The 16,879-nt window shown below is 66.8% G+C and carries 15 protein-coding genes and 1 tRNA gene; 7 read left to right on the top strand and 9 right to left on the bottom strand.

Translation table 11 applies throughout. The annotated features are described in order from the left end of the window. Positions 1 to 131: 131 nt before the first annotated feature. The 3 genes from LFT45_RS18695 to LFT45_RS18685 are packed head-to-tail and all read right to left on the bottom strand — an operon-like array spanning position 132 to position 3,180. The gene (locus LFT45_RS18695; protein WP_236805077.1) at positions 132 to 533 is read right to left on the bottom strand and encodes a sterol carrier family protein; all 402 of its coding nucleotides are present in this window, start codon (positions 531 to 533) and stop codon (positions 132 to 134) included. Positions 534 to 561: 28 nt separating this feature from the next. After that, positions 562 to 1,578, bottom strand: coding sequence for an asparaginase (locus tag LFT45_RS18690; protein ID WP_236805076.1), 1,017 nt, complete (start codon positions 1,576 to 1,578; stop codon positions 562 to 564). Between the two features lie 24 nt (positions 1,579 to 1,602). Further along, a complete protein-coding gene (locus tag LFT45_RS18685) occupies positions 1,603 to 3,180 on the bottom strand; it encodes a molybdopterin-dependent oxidoreductase (protein ID WP_236805075.1) in 1,578 nt (525 codons plus the stop codon). 94 nt (positions 3,181 to 3,274) lie between these two features. On the opposite strand from LFT45_RS18685, the gene purD reads away from it, so the two are divergent. After that, positions 3,275 to 4,630, top strand: a complete 1,356-nt coding sequence (gene purD / locus LFT45_RS18680; RefSeq protein ID WP_236805074.1) for a phosphoribosylamine--glycine ligase — start codon at positions 3,275 to 3,277, stop codon at positions 4,628 to 4,630. Between the two features lie 2 nt (positions 4,631 to 4,632). Next, positions 4,633 to 5,571: a phosphoribosylaminoimidazolesuccinocarboxamide synthase gene (locus LFT45_RS18675; RefSeq protein ID WP_236805073.1), complete on the top strand. Its 939-nt coding sequence runs from the start codon at positions 4,633 to 4,635 to the stop codon at positions 5,569 to 5,571. A 70-nt stretch (positions 5,572 to 5,641) separates the two neighbouring features. On the opposite strand, the gene LFT45_RS18670 is transcribed toward LFT45_RS18675, so the two are convergent. Continuing rightward, a complete protein-coding gene (locus LFT45_RS18670; RefSeq protein ID WP_236805072.1) occupies positions 5,642 to 6,904 on the bottom strand; it encodes a helix-turn-helix domain-containing protein in 1,263 nt (420 codons plus the stop codon). Positions 6,905 to 6,940: 36 nt separating this feature from the next. On the opposite strand from LFT45_RS18670, the gene LFT45_RS18665 reads away from it, so the two are divergent. Together LFT45_RS18665 and LFT45_RS18660 are read left to right on the top strand one after the other, a co-directional pair. Next, positions 6,941 to 7,270, top strand: a complete 330-nt coding sequence (locus tag LFT45_RS18665; protein ID WP_442863575.1) for a hypothetical protein — start codon at positions 6,941 to 6,943, stop codon at positions 7,268 to 7,270. Between the two features lie 116 nt (positions 7,271 to 7,386). Next, positions 7,387 to 7,740: a hypothetical protein gene (locus LFT45_RS18660; RefSeq protein ID WP_236805071.1), complete on the top strand. Its 354-nt coding sequence runs from the start codon at positions 7,387 to 7,389 to the stop codon at positions 7,738 to 7,740. 119 nt (positions 7,741 to 7,859) lie between these two features. Here the strand turns inward: LFT45_RS18660 and LFT45_RS18655 are convergent. From LFT45_RS18655 to LFT45_RS18635, 5 genes are all read right to left on the bottom strand, one after another. Then, positions 7,860 to 7,936 (bottom strand) — tRNA-Pro (locus LFT45_RS18655). 82 nt (positions 7,937 to 8,018) lie between these two features. After that, positions 8,019 to 9,893 (bottom strand): ABC transporter ATP-binding protein, encoded by a 1,875-nt coding sequence (locus tag LFT45_RS18650; RefSeq protein ID WP_236805070.1) that lies wholly within the window; start codon positions 9,891 to 9,893, stop codon positions 8,019 to 8,021. Further along, the gene (locus LFT45_RS18645; protein ID WP_236805069.1) at positions 9,890 to 11,707 is read right to left on the bottom strand and encodes an ABC transporter ATP-binding protein; all 1,818 of its coding nucleotides are present in this window, start codon (positions 11,705 to 11,707) and stop codon (positions 9,890 to 9,892) included. The genes LFT45_RS18650 and LFT45_RS18645 overlap by 4 nt, the downstream gene beginning before the upstream one ends. Before the next feature lie 94 nt (positions 11,708 to 11,801). Further along, entirely contained in the window at positions 11,802 to 12,749 is a 948-nt protein-coding gene (locus LFT45_RS18640; RefSeq protein ID WP_236805068.1) for a metallophosphoesterase, read from the bottom strand. A gap of 2 nt (positions 12,750 to 12,751) precedes the next feature. After that, entirely contained in the window at positions 12,752 to 15,097 is a 2,346-nt protein-coding gene (locus LFT45_RS18635) for a transglycosylase domain-containing protein (protein ID WP_236805067.1), read from the bottom strand. A 37-nt stretch (positions 15,098 to 15,134) separates the two neighbouring features. Here LFT45_RS18635 and LFT45_RS18630 point away from each other — a divergent pair, with 37 nt between their 5' ends. Genes LFT45_RS18630 through LFT45_RS18620 form a run of 3 tightly spaced genes read left to right on the top strand, consistent with a single transcriptional unit; the run spans position 15,135 to position 16,753 of the window. Continuing rightward, a complete protein-coding gene (locus LFT45_RS18630) occupies positions 15,135 to 15,290 on the top strand; it encodes a DUF4177 domain-containing protein (protein ID WP_236805066.1) in 156 nt (51 codons plus the stop codon). A gap of 1 nt (position 15,291) precedes the next feature. Beyond that, entirely contained in the window at positions 15,292 to 15,825 is a 534-nt protein-coding gene (locus tag LFT45_RS18625; RefSeq protein ID WP_236805065.1) for a RidA family protein, read from the top strand. A gap of 16 nt (positions 15,826 to 15,841) precedes the next feature. Next, positions 15,842 to 16,753: an NUDIX hydrolase gene (locus tag LFT45_RS18620; protein WP_236805064.1), complete on the top strand. Its 912-nt coding sequence runs from the start codon at positions 15,842 to 15,844 to the stop codon at positions 16,751 to 16,753. Positions 16,754 to 16,879 lie beyond the last annotated feature (126 nt).

Here is a 16,879-nt window from a genome sequence, read left to right as displayed (position 1 = left end):
AGGAGGTTTTGTGCAGATATCGTCCGCTGAAGGCCCCTGAAGTCGCGATATCTGGACAAAAACTCCAGAGGATTGAAGGCAGGATCCCGCCCCCGGCTGAGCAGTTCGGTCTGGGGCGGGGTCCTGCTGCGTCAGAGGGGGAGCAGGGCTGACAGGTCCGCGCGCAGGCCGGAGGCGGCCACGCGTCCGGCGCTGACGGCGTCGGCCCAGCTCAGCCGTCCGGTCACCATCGCCAGCCAGGTGGCGGCGTCGCACTCGATGACGTTCGGGGGAGTACCGCGCGTGTGCCGCGGGCCTTCAACGCACTGGGTGACGCCGAACGGCGGCACCCGCACCTCCACGGAATTCCCGGGCGCGCGGGCGGTGACCTCCTCGAGCGAGTACCGGACCGCCGTCGCGATCACCGAACGGGGCACCGCCGGAGCAGCCGTAGGCGTTGGGACAGCGTCCGACGGCGGGACGGCGCCTGCCGCCCATTCGTTCAGGGCCGCTTTGCCGTCGGCCGGGTCGATTCTGCGGCGCGCAACGGCCACCGGTGCCTCCTTGAAAGCTAAAAGTACGTTAGTCCAGCAGGGCCGAGACGGCGTGGCCGAGGCGGATCTTGCCCACGGGACGGCCCCCGCCGAGGACCGGCTCCACCACCTTCTCGAGCACGCTGGACACGCCAGGGATGTCGACGGCTCCGCAGGCGGCCAGCAGCGTCAGCCCCACCAGCGAGGTGGCCCGCAGGTTGCCGTCGAGCATCTTGAGGGCCACGGCGACCCCTTGGGACGTGGCCATGACCAGGACGCCCTCGGCCCCGATCTTGGCGATGACGTCCAGCTCCTCCATCACGATCGTGTTGGCCTCGCCCCTGCCCTGGACCGCCCACGGGTAATCCAGCATGGAGGTGGCAATGGTGGCCGCGCGGGCGTTGGCGGATTTGTCGGATGGGGCCTTGGCAAGCAGGGAGTAGGCGCGGGCCAGGCCGGTCAGCGAGATGGCCGCCACCGGCGCGCCGCAGCCGTCGATGCCCAGGTGCGCGATCTGTTCGCCGGAATACTCCTCGATCACCGTGCGGATGCGCTGCTGCAGCGGATGGTTGGGTTCCAGGTAGCTGTGCGTGTCCCAGCCGTTTTCGGTGCAGGCCCACAGGAAGGCCGCGTGCTTCCCCGAGCAGTTGAAGGCCAGCCGGGACTTGCCCCGCTCAGACTGGGTCAGCCAGGTGCGTGCCGTCTCGTCCTGCGGCCAGGCGGCAGGGCACTGCAACTGGTCCTCCTTGACACCCGCGGCCTTGAGCATGCCTTCGACGACGTCCATGTGGTCGAGCGATCCTGTGTGGCTGGCGCAGGCGAGGGCCACTTGGGCGCCGCGGAGCGGAACCCCGGACTGCATGGCCGCCAGCGCCTGCAGGGGCTTGAGCGTGGACCTGGCCAGGATGGGGGTGGAGATGTCGCCCAGCTGGGTGACAACGTGGCCGTCCGCGGCGAGCACCACGGCCGCCCCGATATGGCGGGACTCCACGAATCCGCTTCGTTCAACCACGGCGAGTTCGACGGCGGAATCCACAGTGAACGTTGCGTGCGAAGTTAGGGCCATGGGCCCAGTCTATGGTGCCGCAGCCTACTCAACGGTGACCATGACCGACTGCCAGCCCGAGGCGCCGTCCGGCACCGGATCGGCGCGCTTCTCCGTCTGCACCTCGCCGGTCCCGTCCGTTGCCCGCACCTTGATGTAGTGGGAACCGGGCGTCGCATCCCAGGCGAAGGACCACTGCCGCCACGTATCCACGGAGGCCTCCTCCGAAAGCACTGCCGCCGTCCAGTCACCGCCGTCGATCTGCACCTCGACCTTGGTGATGCCCCTGGTCTGCGCCCAGGCGGTGCCCCCGATGGGCACCTTCCCGGCCTTCACCACGGCGAATGACTTGGGCACCTCCACCCGGGCCATCGTCTTGATGGGGCCGCGGTCCGACCAGCCGCGCTGGGTCCAGTAGGCCTTGCTGTCGGCGAAGCGCGTCACCTCGAGGTCCACCACCCACTTCGTGGCGGACACGAACCCGTACAGTCCGGGCACCACCATGCGCACGGGATAGCCGTGCTCCAGCGGCAGCGGCTCGCCGTTCATGCCGACGGCAAGCATGGCGTCGCGGCCGTCCTGCAGGACCTCCAGCGGCGTGGAGGCGCTGAACCCGTCAATCGAGGTGGAGAGCACCATGTCGGCGCCGGCAGTGGGCCTGGCCCGTTTGAGCACCTCGCGGATGGGGAGTCCCAGCCACCTGGCATTGCCGGCGAGGTTGCCGCCCACCGGATTCGAGACGCAGGTGAGGGTCACATGGGACTCGATCAGGTCGGCGTCGAGCAGGTCCTGGAAGGTGAGCCGGACCTCCTCCTCCACGAGCCCGTGCACGCGCAGTTCCCACTCCTCCGCCTTGATCTCCGGGACGCTCAGGGCGGTGTCGATCCGGTAGAAGTCCCTGGCCGGCGTGAGCCACGGTGTCACGCCGGGCGTGGCCGACTGCACGCCGGCGGGCACCGCGGCTGCGGGCCGGACAGGCGCCGGCAGCCGGAGGGACTCCCGTGCCTGCGCCACATTGCTGCGCGCGGCGCTGAGCAGCCGGCCCCCGGCGGCGGCGATGCCCGCGGCGGCCGCCGTGAAGCCGGTCGCCGCGAAGAAGGCCCGCCGGGAGGTGGCCGGGCGCTCCGGCTCCTTGGCCGCAACGTCGGCCGGAGAAACGGGAAAAGCGTGCAGGCGCCACAGCCGCGACACCAGCAGCCGCAGCACGATCAGCCCGGCGACGGTTCCGACGAGCGAGGGCACGGCGTCCAGCGGCCTGACGCCCGCGCGGGTCACCACGCTGGCCACGATCACCGCGCCCATGAACAGCACGCCGGCCGCTCCCAGCGCCCATCTCCGGTACGCCACCACGCCCAGCACGCACGCCAGCACGAAAATTGTCAGGCCCATCCCCACGAAAAGCGCGGCCTTGTCATTGGTGCCGAACGTCGCAATCGCGAAGTCCTTCAGCCAGGGCGGCGTGAAATCGATGAACGTCGAACCCAGGGCAAACAGGGGAGTGGCGCGGGCGGTGAAGAACGCCCCCGCCAGTTCCGCAACGGAAAGTACGACGGCGGCGGCAGCCACCCCTGCCAGCGCCGCCAGCGCGGCCGGTCCCGTGAACCACCTCATGAGCTTCTTCATGGCATGGGTTCGTAGCGGCGGGCTGCACGGATTGTCCGCCGGCCTCAACTGCCGGCCTCAACTGGGCGCCGGTCACAGCTTAGGAGCCAGCACGATGCACAAAGTACCCTTGGAGACTGTGAAGGTACTCGTCATTGGCCCCGGCGGCCGCGAACACGCCATTGTCCGCTCCCTCCTTGCAGACCCCAACGTTTCCGAAGTCCACGCGGCTCCGGGCAACGCGGGCATCAGCAAGCTCGTCCCCACGCACGCAATCGACGGGAACGATCCGGACGCGGTGGCGGCGCTCGCCACCCGGCTCGACGTCGACCTCGTGGTGGTTGGCCCCGAAGCTCCCCTTGCGGCCGGTGTGTCCGACGCCGTGCGCGACGCCGGCATCCCGGTGTTCGGGCCCAGCAAGGACGCCGCCCAGCTCGAGGCTTCCAAGGCTTTCGCGAAGCAGGTCATGGCCGAAGCCGGCGTTCCGACCGCGATGGCCCTGGTGGCCGCGAATGCGGATGAGGCAGCCGCGGCGCTGGACACCTTCGGCGCACCCTACGTCGTCAAGGACGACGGTCTCGCCGCAGGCAAGGGCGTGGTGGTCACCAACAACCGGGACGACGCCCTGGCCCACGCCCAGAGCTGCTTCGACGCCGGCGGAACAGTGGTCATCGAGGAGTTCCTGGACGGCCCCGAAGTCTCCGTGTTCGTACTGTGCGACGGCCGCAACACGGTGGCACTGTCCCCGGCGCAGGACTTCAAGCGCATCTACGACAACGACGAAGGCCCCAACACCGGCGGCATGGGGGCGTACACCCCGCTTGACTGGGCTCCTGGCGGCCTTGTGCAGGAGGTTATCGACCGCATCGCCCAGCCCACAGTGGACGAGATGGCCCGCCGCGGCACCCCGTTCGTCGGCGTGCTGTTCGTCGGCCTCGCGCTGACCAAGCGCGGCACGCGCGTCATCGAATTCAACGTCCGCTTCGGCGACCCCGAAACCCAGGCCGTGCTCGCACGGCTCAAGACGCCCCTGGGTTCCCTGCTCCTGTCAGCCGCCAAGGGCGAACTGGACCAGGCAGAAGAGCTGCGCTGGTCCAAGGACACGGCAGTCGCCGTCGTCGTTGCCTCTGAAAACTACCCCGACACCCCGCGCACGGGAGACCGCATCCGTGGTCTCAAGAAGGTTGACGAGCTGGAGGGTGTCCACGTGATCCACGCCGGAACCAAGCTCGACGGCGAGGGCAAGGTGGTCTCCGCCGGCGGCCGCGTGCTGGCCGTGGTGGCGCTGGGATCCGACCTCGTGGAGGCCCGGGAAAGGGCGTACGACGGTGTGGAGCTGGTTCAGCTGGAAGGCGCCCAGTTCCGCACGGACATCGCAGGCAAGGCCGCACGCGGCGAAATCAAGGTGTCGGCCGCCGTCGCGGCCCCGTCGGCTGCGCAGGCCGGCTCCGCTTCGGAAGAAAAGGCGTAACGGTGGCTGAACAGGAAAACACCCGCGGTCTGGACACGGCCCACGCGGAGCTGCCCGGCTGGAAGCACGTCTACTCGGGCAAGGTCCGCGACCTGTACGTCCCGGCCAGCGACTCCATCAACGAGCAGTTCGGGCAGGAATGCGTGCTGGTGGTAGCGAGTGACCGCCTCAGCGCCTACGACCACGTGCTCAGCAGCGAAATCCCGGACAAGGGACGGATCCTGACCCAGCTGAGCCTTTGGTGGTTCGACCAGCTGGATGTGGAACACCACGTCCTGGCGTCCACGGTTGAGGACGGCGTGCCGGCAGCGGTCGAGGGCCGCGCCATGATCTGCAAGAAGCTGGAGATGTTCCCGGTGGAATGCATCGCCCGCGGCTACCTCACGGGCTCGGGCCTCCTGGAATACCGGCAGTCCGGCACCGTCTGCGAGATCCCGCTGCCGGAAGGCCTGGTGGACGGCTCCCGCCTGGAGCACGCGATCTTCACCCCGTCGGCCAAGGCCGAGGTGGGGGAGCATGACGAAAACATCTCCTACGACGCCGTCGTGTCCATCGTGGGCGACGACATTGCCGCGCGCCTGAGCGAACTGACGCTGAGCATCTACACCAAGGCCGAGGGGATTGCCCGCGAACGCGGCATCATCCTGGCCGACACCAAGGTGGAGTTCGGCTACGACGTCGTGAACGGCGCCATCACCCTCGGCGACGAGGTCCTGACGCCGGACTCGTCCCGGTTCTGGGACGCCGCCACCTACGAGCCCGGCAAGGCGCAGCCCTCCTACGACAAGCAGTTTGTCCGGGACTGGCTGGCGTCCGCCGAATCCGGCTGGGACAAGGCCTCCGACACGCCGCCGCCGGCCCTGCCCGCGGACATCGTGGACCGTACCCGGGCCCGCTACGTCGAGGCCTACGAGAAGCTGACCGGCCGCACGTTCAGCTAGCGCTTTCAAGAAACGTCAGGCGCCCCCGGGACTGTTCCCGGGGGCGCCTGAGGCATTCGCTCGGTGCCTGCTAGCTGGCTTCGGCCGCTGCCGCACGGCGCTGGGCGAGCCGGATCTCCAGCACGGCATCGAGGGCCTGCTGGACCCGGTCCTGCGCGCCCGCGGCACTGAATTCCTTCTGCGCCTCCTCCAGATGCACCAGCGCCTCATCCCCTTCGCCCGCAGCCTTCAGCGATTTTCCGAGAAGCAGCGAAACCTCGCCGGCCGTGTGCTTGGCCAGGTCCTTGCGTTCGGCGTGGATGTCGCGAAGCTTCTGGACCGCGGCCACGATGTCCCCGGTGAGGTAGAGCCAGCGGGCGCGGATGAACGCGACTTCCAGCTGGTCCGTCTTGTTTCCGCCGACGATGGACAGCGCGAGTTCGGCGCGTTCGATGGCGGACAGGGTCTCCGGCTCAACGATCCCGGAGGAGAGGCGGACGGCGGCCGACGCCTTGTTGAAGCGGGCCCACAGCTCGATGTCGTTGGCGGGGGAGAGCAGCTTCGCCGCCCGCTCGTGGTGCTTGATGCCCTCCGGGTAGTCATGCCGCATGAACGCGACATTGCCGATCACCCATGCCACCTCGCCCGCGAGCTGGGACATCGAATGCTCGTCCATCTGCTCATTCATGTCCTCGCAGTACTTCCACGCCTCGTCGAGCCGGCCGCTCTCGGCAAGTGCTCCGATCAGCGCGCGGAGCGCCCCGATGATGAGCGTTGAACCCTTGGGCAGCTGGGCGCACAGCTCCACGGCCTTCTCGGCGTGTTCGACGGCGGCGCCCAGCTGGCCCTGCCCGTGACACAGGGCGGCGAGCATCTGGCGCGCCCGGACACCCAGGCCTGCCGATTCCGTGGCCATGGGATGCTCGGACAGATGCTCCATGATCTTCTGGCATTCCTTGAGCTGACCCTGCTTCATGAGGCATTCGGCCTGCATGTAGGTCATGTTCCACCAGGCGCTGGTGTTCTTGCCGTCGAGGGCGATCCGGGCGGCGTTGGCGGCGTGTTCGGCCGCGAGGGCATAGTCGCGCAGGTCCCAGGCCTGCCGGGCATAGAGGCCGGCCAGCACGTATTCGGCGTCGCTGACCGAGATGGGCTGGCTCCACGCTTCGAGCGCCTTGGGCGCGAGTTCCAGCCTCCGGGCGAGCTCTTCGATGACGTCGGCTGTGGGTTCCCGGCGGCCGGTCTCCAGCAGGGAAATGTAGCTGGGGGAGTACAGGTCCCTGCCCAGTTCGGCCTGAGTCAGTCCGCGCTCCAGCCGCTCAGCGCGGAGCTTCTCCCCGAATCCGTTACCCACTGGGGTTCCTCCTATTCCGGACAGCCTTTGTACAGAATGCTTGACACCCTCTGTGGAAAACATTTTACAATGTATGTCAACAAGGACTGTGCTGACTTGGTAACGAATCCGACTCGTATTGAGGAACTCTTAATGTTGAAGAAGATAGCAGCCGCCGCCGTTTTGGCGGGGGCCCTCGCATTTTCTGCTGCGGCTCCCGCCGTTCTGTCTGCAGGCTCGATCGCGGACAACGCGGGCACCTCGGTTGCCATTGGCAACTGGCCGGATCCGATGCGCGTCAAGGACGTGAACACGACCACTATCGGCAATTGGCCTGATCCCATGGTGTCAAAGACCACCATTGGCAACTGGCCCGATCCCATGTAAACAGCTTCCATGAGGAAAGCGGCTCCGGAACATGCGCACATCATGTTCCGGGGCCGTTTTTCTTCCCAGAACGTTTTTCTGCCAGGAACAGCAGCCGTAACAAAGGAGTGGGGACCATGACACGGAGAGCAGCCGACGGCCTGCAGCGGGCCTTTTTCCTCTGGACCATCGCCGGCACGTCACTGATTGTGGCAGCCGCTGCCGGAGCAGCCGTGGTTGAGGTGTTCAGGGGAACGGCCGACGCCGGGACTTTCGTGTGGGGGATGATCGGCATTGCGGCGCTGCTGGAGTCACTGGTGCTTTTCGCCGTCGGCCTGCGTCTGCGGCACCGCTACCTGAACCAGGTCCAAAGCTACGACAGCCGGGGCGACTACCTGGCCGACGACGGGTCCCGCCGGCCGAGAATTCCTCTCCTGGGCGACGGGCAGGCGACCCAGAACATCCACAACCAGAGCCTCGGCGGAAACTGACCCAACTAGGTAGCACTTCAGGGCGTTCCCAGCGCTGGGAACGCCCTGTGCTGCTACCCAGTTGGGGTGGGTCGCCGAAGAAACGAAAAAGAGGGCCTCCCTGGGGAGACCCTCTTTTTTGGTCGGGATGACAGGATTTGAACCTGCGACCTCTTCGTCCCGAACGAAGCGCGCTACCAAGCTGCGCTACATCCCGATCCGTTGCTGCGAAAGCAACTGAACAAGGATATCCGATACTGGGCCACATGCGAAATCGGCATCCGGCGAGCCGCTGTGGCTCAGACCAGCGAGTCCTTCCAGGCGCTGTGCAGGCGGGCGAAGCGGCCGTTGCCACCGATCAGTTCGTCCGGGCTTCCGTCTTCCACCACCTGTCCGTCATGGACCACGAGCACCCTGTCCGCCGTCTCCACGGTCGACAGCCGGTGCGCGATGATCAGCGCCGTGCGCGCGGTTCCGGGGGACGTTCCGTCGGCGGCCGGGCTCGCGTCTGCCGGGCCGGTTCCGTCCATTCCTCGCAGCAGCCCGGCGAGGCCGCTCTGCACAAGCCGTTCGGAGGGGATGTCCAGCGAGGACGTGGCCTCGTCCAGGATCAGGACCGCCGGCCGGGCGAGGAACGCGCGCGCGAAGCTGATCAACTGGCGCTGACCCGCGGAGACCCGGCCGCCGCGCTTGTTGACGTCGGTGTCGTATCCCTCAGGGAGCTCCATGATGAAGTCGTGCGCACCCACGGCCTTCGCAGCCGCCTCGATCTCCTCGCGCGGTGCCTCCGGCCGGCCCAGGGCGATGTTGTCCGCCACCGACCCGCTGAACAGGAAGGCCTCCTGGGTCACCATCACAATGTTCCGCCGCAGGTCCGCGGTGGCCAGTTGCCGCAGGTCCACGCCGTCGAGCATCACGGAACCGGCGGACACGTCGTAGAAGCGGGCAATCAGCTTGGCCAGCGTGGACTTGCCCGCCCCGGTCTGCCCCACCAGCGCCACGGTCTGGCCCGCCGGAATGGTGAGGTTCAGCGTGGGAATGATGAGTGGCCCGCTGCCGTAGCGGAACTCCACGTTCCGGAATTCGACGGCGCCGCGGGCGTCGCGGAGTTCCACCGCCTTCCGCGGCGGTCGGACCGTGGGCACCTCCTCGAGCAGGCCCGAGACCTTCTCCAGCGCGGCCTGCGCGCTTTGGAAGGAGTTGTAGAACATTGCCATCTGGTCCACCGGCTGGAAGAAGCGCTTCGTCGAGAGCATCAGGGCCAGCAGCACGCCCACGGCCAGGTCACCGGTCAGCACCCGGAAGCCGCCGAACAGCAGCACGGCGGCCACACACACGTTGCCGATCAGCACCAGGCCGGGCTGGAAGACGCCGTTCAGGTTGATGGAGCGGACGGTCGCCCGCCGGTAGTCCTCGGCAAGTTCGCCGTAGCGGCCGGCGTTTTCGCGTTCCTTGCGGAAGGCCTTGACGGCACGGATGCCGGTCATGGTCTCGATGAAGTGCACGATGAGCCGGGCCGAGACCACCCGGGACTGGCGGAACGCTTGCTGTGAGTGCTTCTGGTACCAGCGGGCCAGGAAGAACATGGGGACGGCCGCGGCCAGCACTACCAGTCCGCTGCGCCAGTCGAGGGCAAAGACGGTGGCCGCGGTGAACAGCATGAACAGCAGGCCGGAGGCGAGCGAGCTGACTCCCGAGTCCAGTAGTTCACGCAGGGCCTCCAGGTCGGAGGTCTGCCTCGCGATGATCCGCCCCGAGGTGTACTTCTCGTGGAACTCGAGGCTGAGCCGCTGGGTATGGCGGAACACCCACAGCCGGAGGTCGAGCAGCATGGCCTGGCTGAGTGCCGCCGTCGACGTTACGTACAGGGCGGTGAGCCCTGCCGCTGCCAGCGCCGTGATCAGGTAGGCGACGCCGGCCAGCACCAGCGGGAGGCTGTTGCCCGCGCGGAGGGCGGGCAGGGCGTGGTCGATGCCGAAGGCGATCAGCGCGGGGCCGGCCACCCGGGCCGCCTGTGACAGGACCACCGTGGCGATCGTGAGCCAGAACCGCAGCCGCACGGGCCGGATCAGCGACCCCAGCAGGGCGAGCGACCGGCGCCGTACCGCCTTGCTGTCGCTCTTGCTTAGGTTGGCGTTGTCCTCATTGGCGGTACCGAAGGCTGTGCTGCTCACCGGCTGACCTCCTCGGCGTCGTCGAGGGCCGACAATTCGGAGTCCAGGTCGCGGGGCTCCGTTTCCAGGCTCGCGATCACGTGGCGGTAGTGGCTGTTGCCGGCCAGCAGTTCGGCGTGGGTTCCGACGGCGGCGATGCGGCCGTCCTCCAGCAGCGCCACCCGGTCGGCCAGAGCCACGGTGGACGGGCGGTGGGCGACGATAAGCGTCGTGGTGCCTGCCAACACCTCCCGCAGGCGGTTTTCCACGAGCTCCTCCGTGTTCACGTCCAGGGCGGAGAGGGGATCGTCCAGGACCAGCACGGCGGGCGCCGCTGCGATGGCCCGGGCCAGGGCGAGGCGCTGGCGCTGGCCGCCGGACAGGCTGAGGCCCTCCTCGCCGATGAGGGTGTCCAGCCCCTCGGGCAGTGAGTAAGCGAAGTGTGCCTGCGCCGTGTCCAGGGCCTCGGCAAGGATTTTTTCTCGGGTGTCGGTGTCTTCGGACTGCACGCCGAGCAGCACGTTGTCCCGTACTGAGCTGGAGAACAGGGTGGTGTCCTCGAAGGCAACGGCCACCAGGGTGCGGAGTTCCTCGACGCTGAAGTCCCGAAGGTCCACGCCGTCGAGCTCAATGGAACCCGCCGTGACATCGTAGAGCCGTGGCACCAGCTGCAGCAGGGCACTCTTGCCGCTGCCGGTGATGCCTACCAGCGCCATCGTTTCGCCCGGACAGATGTCCAGCCGGACGTCCTTCAGCACCGGTTTGTCCGGGGCGTCGTCGAAGGCGAACGTTACGTTGTTGAAGCTCAGCGCGCCTTTGACGTCGGCAGGGCGGCGGGGTTCGGCCGCGCCGGTGATGGTGTTTTCGGAATCCATGACCTCGAAGTGCCGGTCCAGGGCGGTTTTCGCCGTCAGGGCCATGGCCAGCAGCATGCCGGAGAACTCGACGGGCGCGGCGATGACGGCGGCAGTGGCGAAGAAGGCCACCAGGGAGCCGATGCTGAGCTGGCCACTGGCTGCGAGCATGATTCCAGTGACCAGGCCGGCGCCCAGCGCCAGCTCCGGCAGGAGCGTCACCACCATGCTGAAGACGGCCTGGTGCCGGGCCTTGGCAATCTCCGTCTGGCGCAGTTCCTCGGCCTGGCCGTTGAAGGTTTCCAGGGCTTCTCGGCTGCGGCCGAAGGCCTTCAGGACGCGGATGCCGTGGACGGACTCCTCAACCGTGGTGGCAAGGTCGCCGGCCTGGTCCTGGCTGCGCCGGGCAACCTTGCTGAAGCGGGTCCGGAACCGGAAACCGTAGACCATCACGGGCCCTGCTGCGGCCAGGAAGATCAGGGCCAGCTGCCAGCTCATGGTGAACATGACGACGACGCCTATCACCACCGTCAGGGTGGTCACCACCAGCATGATGGCCCCGAATGCCATCCAGCGCCGAATGAAGTTGAGGTCCGTCATGGCGCGGGAAAGGAGCTGGCCTGAGCCCCAGCGGTCATGGAAGGAGACGGGAAGGTTCTGCAGGTGGCCGTAGAGCGAGACCCTCATCCGGGTCTCCACGGTGGTGGCGGGGTTGATCACGAAGGTGCGGCGGAGGGCAACCAGCACGGCTTCGGCGACGCCCAGGGCCAGGATGAGGCCGGCCGAGCCCCAGACGGCGTCCACGGTGGCCCCGGGCCGGAGGGAATCGTTGATGAGCACGCGCAGCACCTGCGGGATGGCAAGGGCAACCACACTGGCCAGGAGAGCCGAGAGCAGGCCCATAAGCAGGCGCGGCAGGACCGGCTTCACGTGCGGATAGAGACGGCTGACGGATCGAAAAAATGAACTCTGCTTGGCCATGCCCGCTTCTTGAACTCAACTGTGTGAAGGCTCTGGTGTAGTTTCCCGTAGCAACTACCCTATGCCATGGGTGGCACCCTTCACAGGTGACTGATCAGGCGCGCGGGGTGAGCGTCAGCAGGACGGCCTCGGGCTTGCAGGCGATGCGGACCGGCGCAAAGCGCGAGGTGCCGATTCCGCCCGAGACGTTGACCGGCGTCGTACGCCCGTTGCTGCTCCAGTCGTTGAGGCCCTTGGCCCGCCAGGTGGGGATGTCGCAGTTCGCGACGACGGCGCCGTACCCCGGGATGCACAGTTGTCCGCCGTGCGTGTGGCCGGCCAGGAGCAGGTCCGCGCCGTCATCGGTGAAGTGGTCCAGGACCCGCTGGTAGGGGGCGTGGATGACGGCGACGCGCAGGTGGTCCTTTGCGTTCTGGCCCCGGGTGCCGCGCGGCCAGCCGGCGTACCGTTCACGGTTGAGGTGCGGATCATCCACGCCCGAGAAGTCGAACCGCATGCCGTTGAGGACGATGGACTGGTGCCGGTTGGTCAGGTCGATCCAGCCACCCATGCCGAAGCCGGACCGCAGGCGGGGCCAGTCAAGTTCCTCCCGGTCCGATGCTGCTTTGGAGGGGCCCAGCAGGTAGCGGGCGGGGTTTTTCAGCTTGGGCGCGTAGTAGTCATTGGAGCCTGGAACAAACACGCCCGGGAAGTCCATGAGCGGTGCCAGAGCGTTGAGCAGCGCGTCCACGGCCTTGGGGTGGCTCAGGTTGTCACCCGTGTTGACCACCAGGTCCGGCCTAAGCGCGGCGAGCGACTGCAGCCACTCCGCCTTGGCCTTCTGGCCCGGCACGAAGTGGATGTCGCTCAGGTGCAGGATCCGGAATGGGGCCCTGCCGGCCGGAAGGATCGGGACGGTCTCCTCGCGGAGGACGAACTGGTTCTTTTCCCAGAGCCCGTATGCCAAGGCGGCCAAGGCGGCCGCGGTTCCGGCACCGGCGGTGACGGCAAAGCCGCGCCCGATGCTACGGACGCGGCTCGCCACCTGTGAAAGGTCAGTCACGGTCAGCCATTCTCCTTGGTGCTGTTGCCGTTTCCATTGCTCTTGTTGTCATTGTTGCCTGTGCCCCCGGTGTTTCCACCGCTGTTGCCGGTGTCCGTGTTTCCGCCGGTGTTTCCGCCCTGGGACGGGATGTTCGGAACGTTCGGGACTGTGGGCTCGAACTGCGGTGTGCCGTACAGCAGGTTCGACGGCGGTTCCGGGAAGGGCTCCGTGCCGTAGCCCGGCGCAATCTGGGACATGAAGTTGGAGAACATCGGCCCGGCGATCATGTAGCCGTCGATCCCGGTGTAGAACTTGCCGTTGACCGTCACGTTCTGGCCCGCACGCTGCTGCGAGCCAAGCGGATCACCAAACCAGGCCGCCGTCGCGAGGCCCATGGTGTGGCCAACAACCCAGGTGGAGCCGTTGTTGTTGGACGTACCGGTCTTGGCAGCGATTGGGAAGTTGGTCTCGGTGGAGATCCTGGGCTGGATGAGTGAACCGGATCCCTCGTTGAGTACCTTCTGCAGGGCGTAGTTCACGCCGCGCGCCACCTCGGGCTTGAGGGCGTCCCTGCAGGCAGGGGACTGGGCGGGCAGCTGGGCTCCGGTCTGGTCGGTCACCGACGTAATGGCGATCGGCGCGCAGTACTTGCCGTCGTTCGCAAAGGTGGCGAAGGCCGCGGCCATGGTCAGCGGAGCCGTCTGCCGGGAGCCCAGCAGGTTACCGATGGTGGTCATGGTGATCTTCGGGTTCGGATCCACCACTGCGTTGGTTTCCTTGTCGCGGGTGGGCAGGCCTTCGTGCAGTCCGACGGCGTCCACAACCTTCTGGATGCCGCACAGGTCTACCTGCGAGGCCGAGGCGAACGTCGCCGTGTTGATCGAGTTCTTCAGGCCGTCGAGCACGCTCATGGGACGGTAATAGTTTTCCTCGGCGTTCTGCAGGTCCTCGGTGCCGTTGGTGCTGTCATACCAGCCCACTGTGGGCGTGTCGCAGGTGTTCTGCCACGGGAAATTCTGCGGGTAGCGGCGCTGGGAGGCGTCGACGATGGTGTTCATCGACTTGCCCTCGTTCAGCCATTCGGCGAACGTGAACGGCTTCATGGTGGAGCCGGGCTGTGCACCGCCCAGGCCGTTCAGGTCGTTGCCCTGCTCGTCATACTGATCCACGCTGAAGTTGATCTGGGAGTCGAACTTGCCCTTGCCCGCAAACCAGGAGGTGTTCTGGGCCATGTTGGTGATCTTGCCCGTGCCCGGCTCCAGGGAAACCAGCGCGGCGCCCCACTTGTCCGGGTTCGAGCCCGCAGCGCCGTTCACCTGGTCCTGCGCGGCCTTCTGCGCCTTCGGGTCCAGGGTGGTCTTGATGGTCAGGCCGCCGCGGAACACCTTCTTCTCGCGTTCGGTGGCGTCCGCTCCGTAGGCCGGGTTGTTCAGCAGGAGGTGCAGGACGTAGTCGCAGAAGTACGGGGCAGTGGGCGAGTACGCGCAGCCCTGACGTGCCGGCGTCACCTTGGGCGCGACGGGGGTGGCAACGGCGGCGGTGTACTGGGCCTTGGTGATCTTGTTGTGCGTGAGCATTGCACTCAGCACCAGGTCCCTGCGCTTCTTGGCGTTGTCCGGGTTGGTGATCGGGTCAAAGGCTGAAGGGCTGTTCACCAGGCCGGCAAGCAGTGCGGCCTGGGGGAGGGTGAGGTTCTTAGCGGTGGTGCTGAAGAAGAACTTGGAGGCGGCCTCAATACCGTACGCGTCACGGTTGAAGAAGACGATGTTCAGGTAGCCCTCAAGGATCTGCTCCTTGGTGAATTTCTTCTCCAGGGCGATCGCGAGCTTCATTTCGCGGAGCTTGTCGCCAACGCCCTTGTTAACGCCGTTGAGCTTGATCTCGTCGGAGTTGCCTTCGGCTTCAAGGTTGGCGTTGAGGACGTTATTGACGTACTGCTGCGTGATGGTGGAGGCACCCTGTTTGTTGCCCCGCGCCGTGCTGACCAGGGCGCGGAGGATGCCGGTGGTGTCCACACCGCCGTGCTCGTAGAACCGGCTGTCCTCAATGGCGATCACCGCGTCCTTCATGTACGGGGAGATCTGGTCCAGCGGAACGCGGGTACGGTTTTCCGCGTACAGGTTGGCGATCACGCTCCCGTCGGCGGCCAGGACCTTGGTGGACTGGCTCGGCGGGTCCACCTGGAGCTCAGCGGGCAGGGTGTCAAAGAATTCGATCGAGCCGCTGGCTGTGCTGCCCGAAACGGCGGCTGCGGGAACCAGCAGGCCGGCCACGAGGACGCCACAAATAGCGCTCACGCCAAGGAAGCCAAAAATCTTTCCGAGGGTGGTGGCCGTGTCGAATATGGGGTTCTTACGAGTCGCCATGTTCTCCAGTTTACCGGCAACGATTAGGCTTTATTTCATGACCAAATGGGAGTACGCCACAATTCCGCTCATCATCCACGCCACGAAGCAGATTCTGGACCAGTGGGGAGACGACGGCTGGGAGCTTGTTCAGGTAGTCCCCGGACCCGACGGCAACGGACTTGTCGCCTACCTCAAGAGGGAGAAGCACTAGCATGACCAGCCCCCACGAAACCGCTTCCAGCACTGATCTGACGCCGTCGTCCGCCGTCGAACAGCGTCTTTCCGAGCTCGGACTGACCCTCCCGGAAGTTGCCGCCCCCGTCGCCGCTTACGTGCCGGCGGTCGTCACCGGCAACCACGTTTACACCTCGGGACAGCTGCCGTTTATTAACGGCAAACTCGAAGCTACGGGCAAGGTGTCCGCAGGCACCGAGGGCGGGTCGGACGAACCGACGGTGTCCCCGGAAGACGCCAAGGCCTACGCCGCCGTCTGTGCCGTGAACGCACTGGCCGCCGTGAAGAGCGTCATCGGCGACCTCGACCGCATCACGCGCATCGTCAAGGTTGTGGGCTTCGTCTCTTCCGACCCGTCCTTCACCGGCCAGCCCGGCGTCATCAACGGCGCCTCCGAGCTCCTGGGCCGCGTCTTCGGTGACGCGGGCCAGCACGCCCGTTCCGCCGTCGGCGTCTCAGTCCTGCCGCTCGACTCTCCCGTGGAAGTCGAACTGATCGCGGAATTCAGCTAAGGAGCAGTAGGTTCCTTTGCCCCACCTAGCACGCCGGCTCTTTGTTCTTCCTCCCGATCTTGAAGGGGCAGCACAAAGCTGGCTCGAACACGGCGAACGGACTCCGCGCAAGCCCCGTTTCGCGTCCTCCGTGGTACTCCTGCGGGATTCGCCCACCGGCCTGGAAACCTGGCTCGGGTACCGTCCCGGCTCGTCCCCGCTGGGCGTCCTCGCCTTCCCGGGTGGCTCCTTGGACGCGTCCGACGACGACGCCGTCGGCTGGCTGGGGCCTTCGCCCCAGCACTGGGCCGAGCAGATGGGGACGGACGACGTCGGCCTGGCCCGCCGCCACGTGGTGGGTGCAGTCCGGGAATTGTTCGAGGAGACCGGCGTGCTGCTGGCAGGCCCGGACCTGTCCTCCACCGTGGAGGCAACGTCCACGGTGGAGTGGATGAAGGCCCGCGAAGCGGTTGCGTCGCAGGAAAAGTCGTTCACCGCGGAGCTGGCCAAGCGGGGCCTGTCCCTGCGCACCGACCTGCTCAAGCCGCTCGTGAACTGGCTGAGCCCGGACTTCGCACACCGGCGCTTCAACACCCGGTATTTCGCCGCCACCGTCCCCATGAACCAGCAGCCCTCCATCCTGGAGAGCAAAGGCGTCTGGGGCCGGTGGGTGTGCGCCACCAAAGTCATCGCCGAGCGCGACACGACCGTCCTGGGCGACGAGGTGGGCCAGGAGAACACCGTCGGCCTCACCCTCGGCCAGCTCATGGTCCCCGGCTCGGAGATCATGCTGGAGAAGATGGCCAAAGCCAACGGCTGCATTGCCTACCTCAGCTACAAGCGAACCCCGCACGTCTATCAGCCCCGGCTCGTCGACGAAAACGGGACACTCATGCTCGAAGTCGAGGCAGCCAAGACAGTAGCCGGAGAGCCCCAGCGCGAGCGCTAAGCCTTTGCCTGTGGTTCCGTCTGCTCTGGTCACCTCCGCCGGGCGGCCGGCCCTTCGCCGTCGCTTAGACACGACGCATAGGGGCCCCTGCGGTCGCTGAGCGACCTCCGGACCCCGATGCGCCGC

It is taken from the genome of Arthrobacter sp. FW305-BF8, assembly GCF_021789315.1.
In the GTDB taxonomy this organism is placed as follows: Bacteria; Actinomycetota; Actinomycetes; order Actinomycetales; family Micrococcaceae; genus Arthrobacter.
This window is presented reverse-complemented; position numbering and strand designations above follow the sequence as displayed.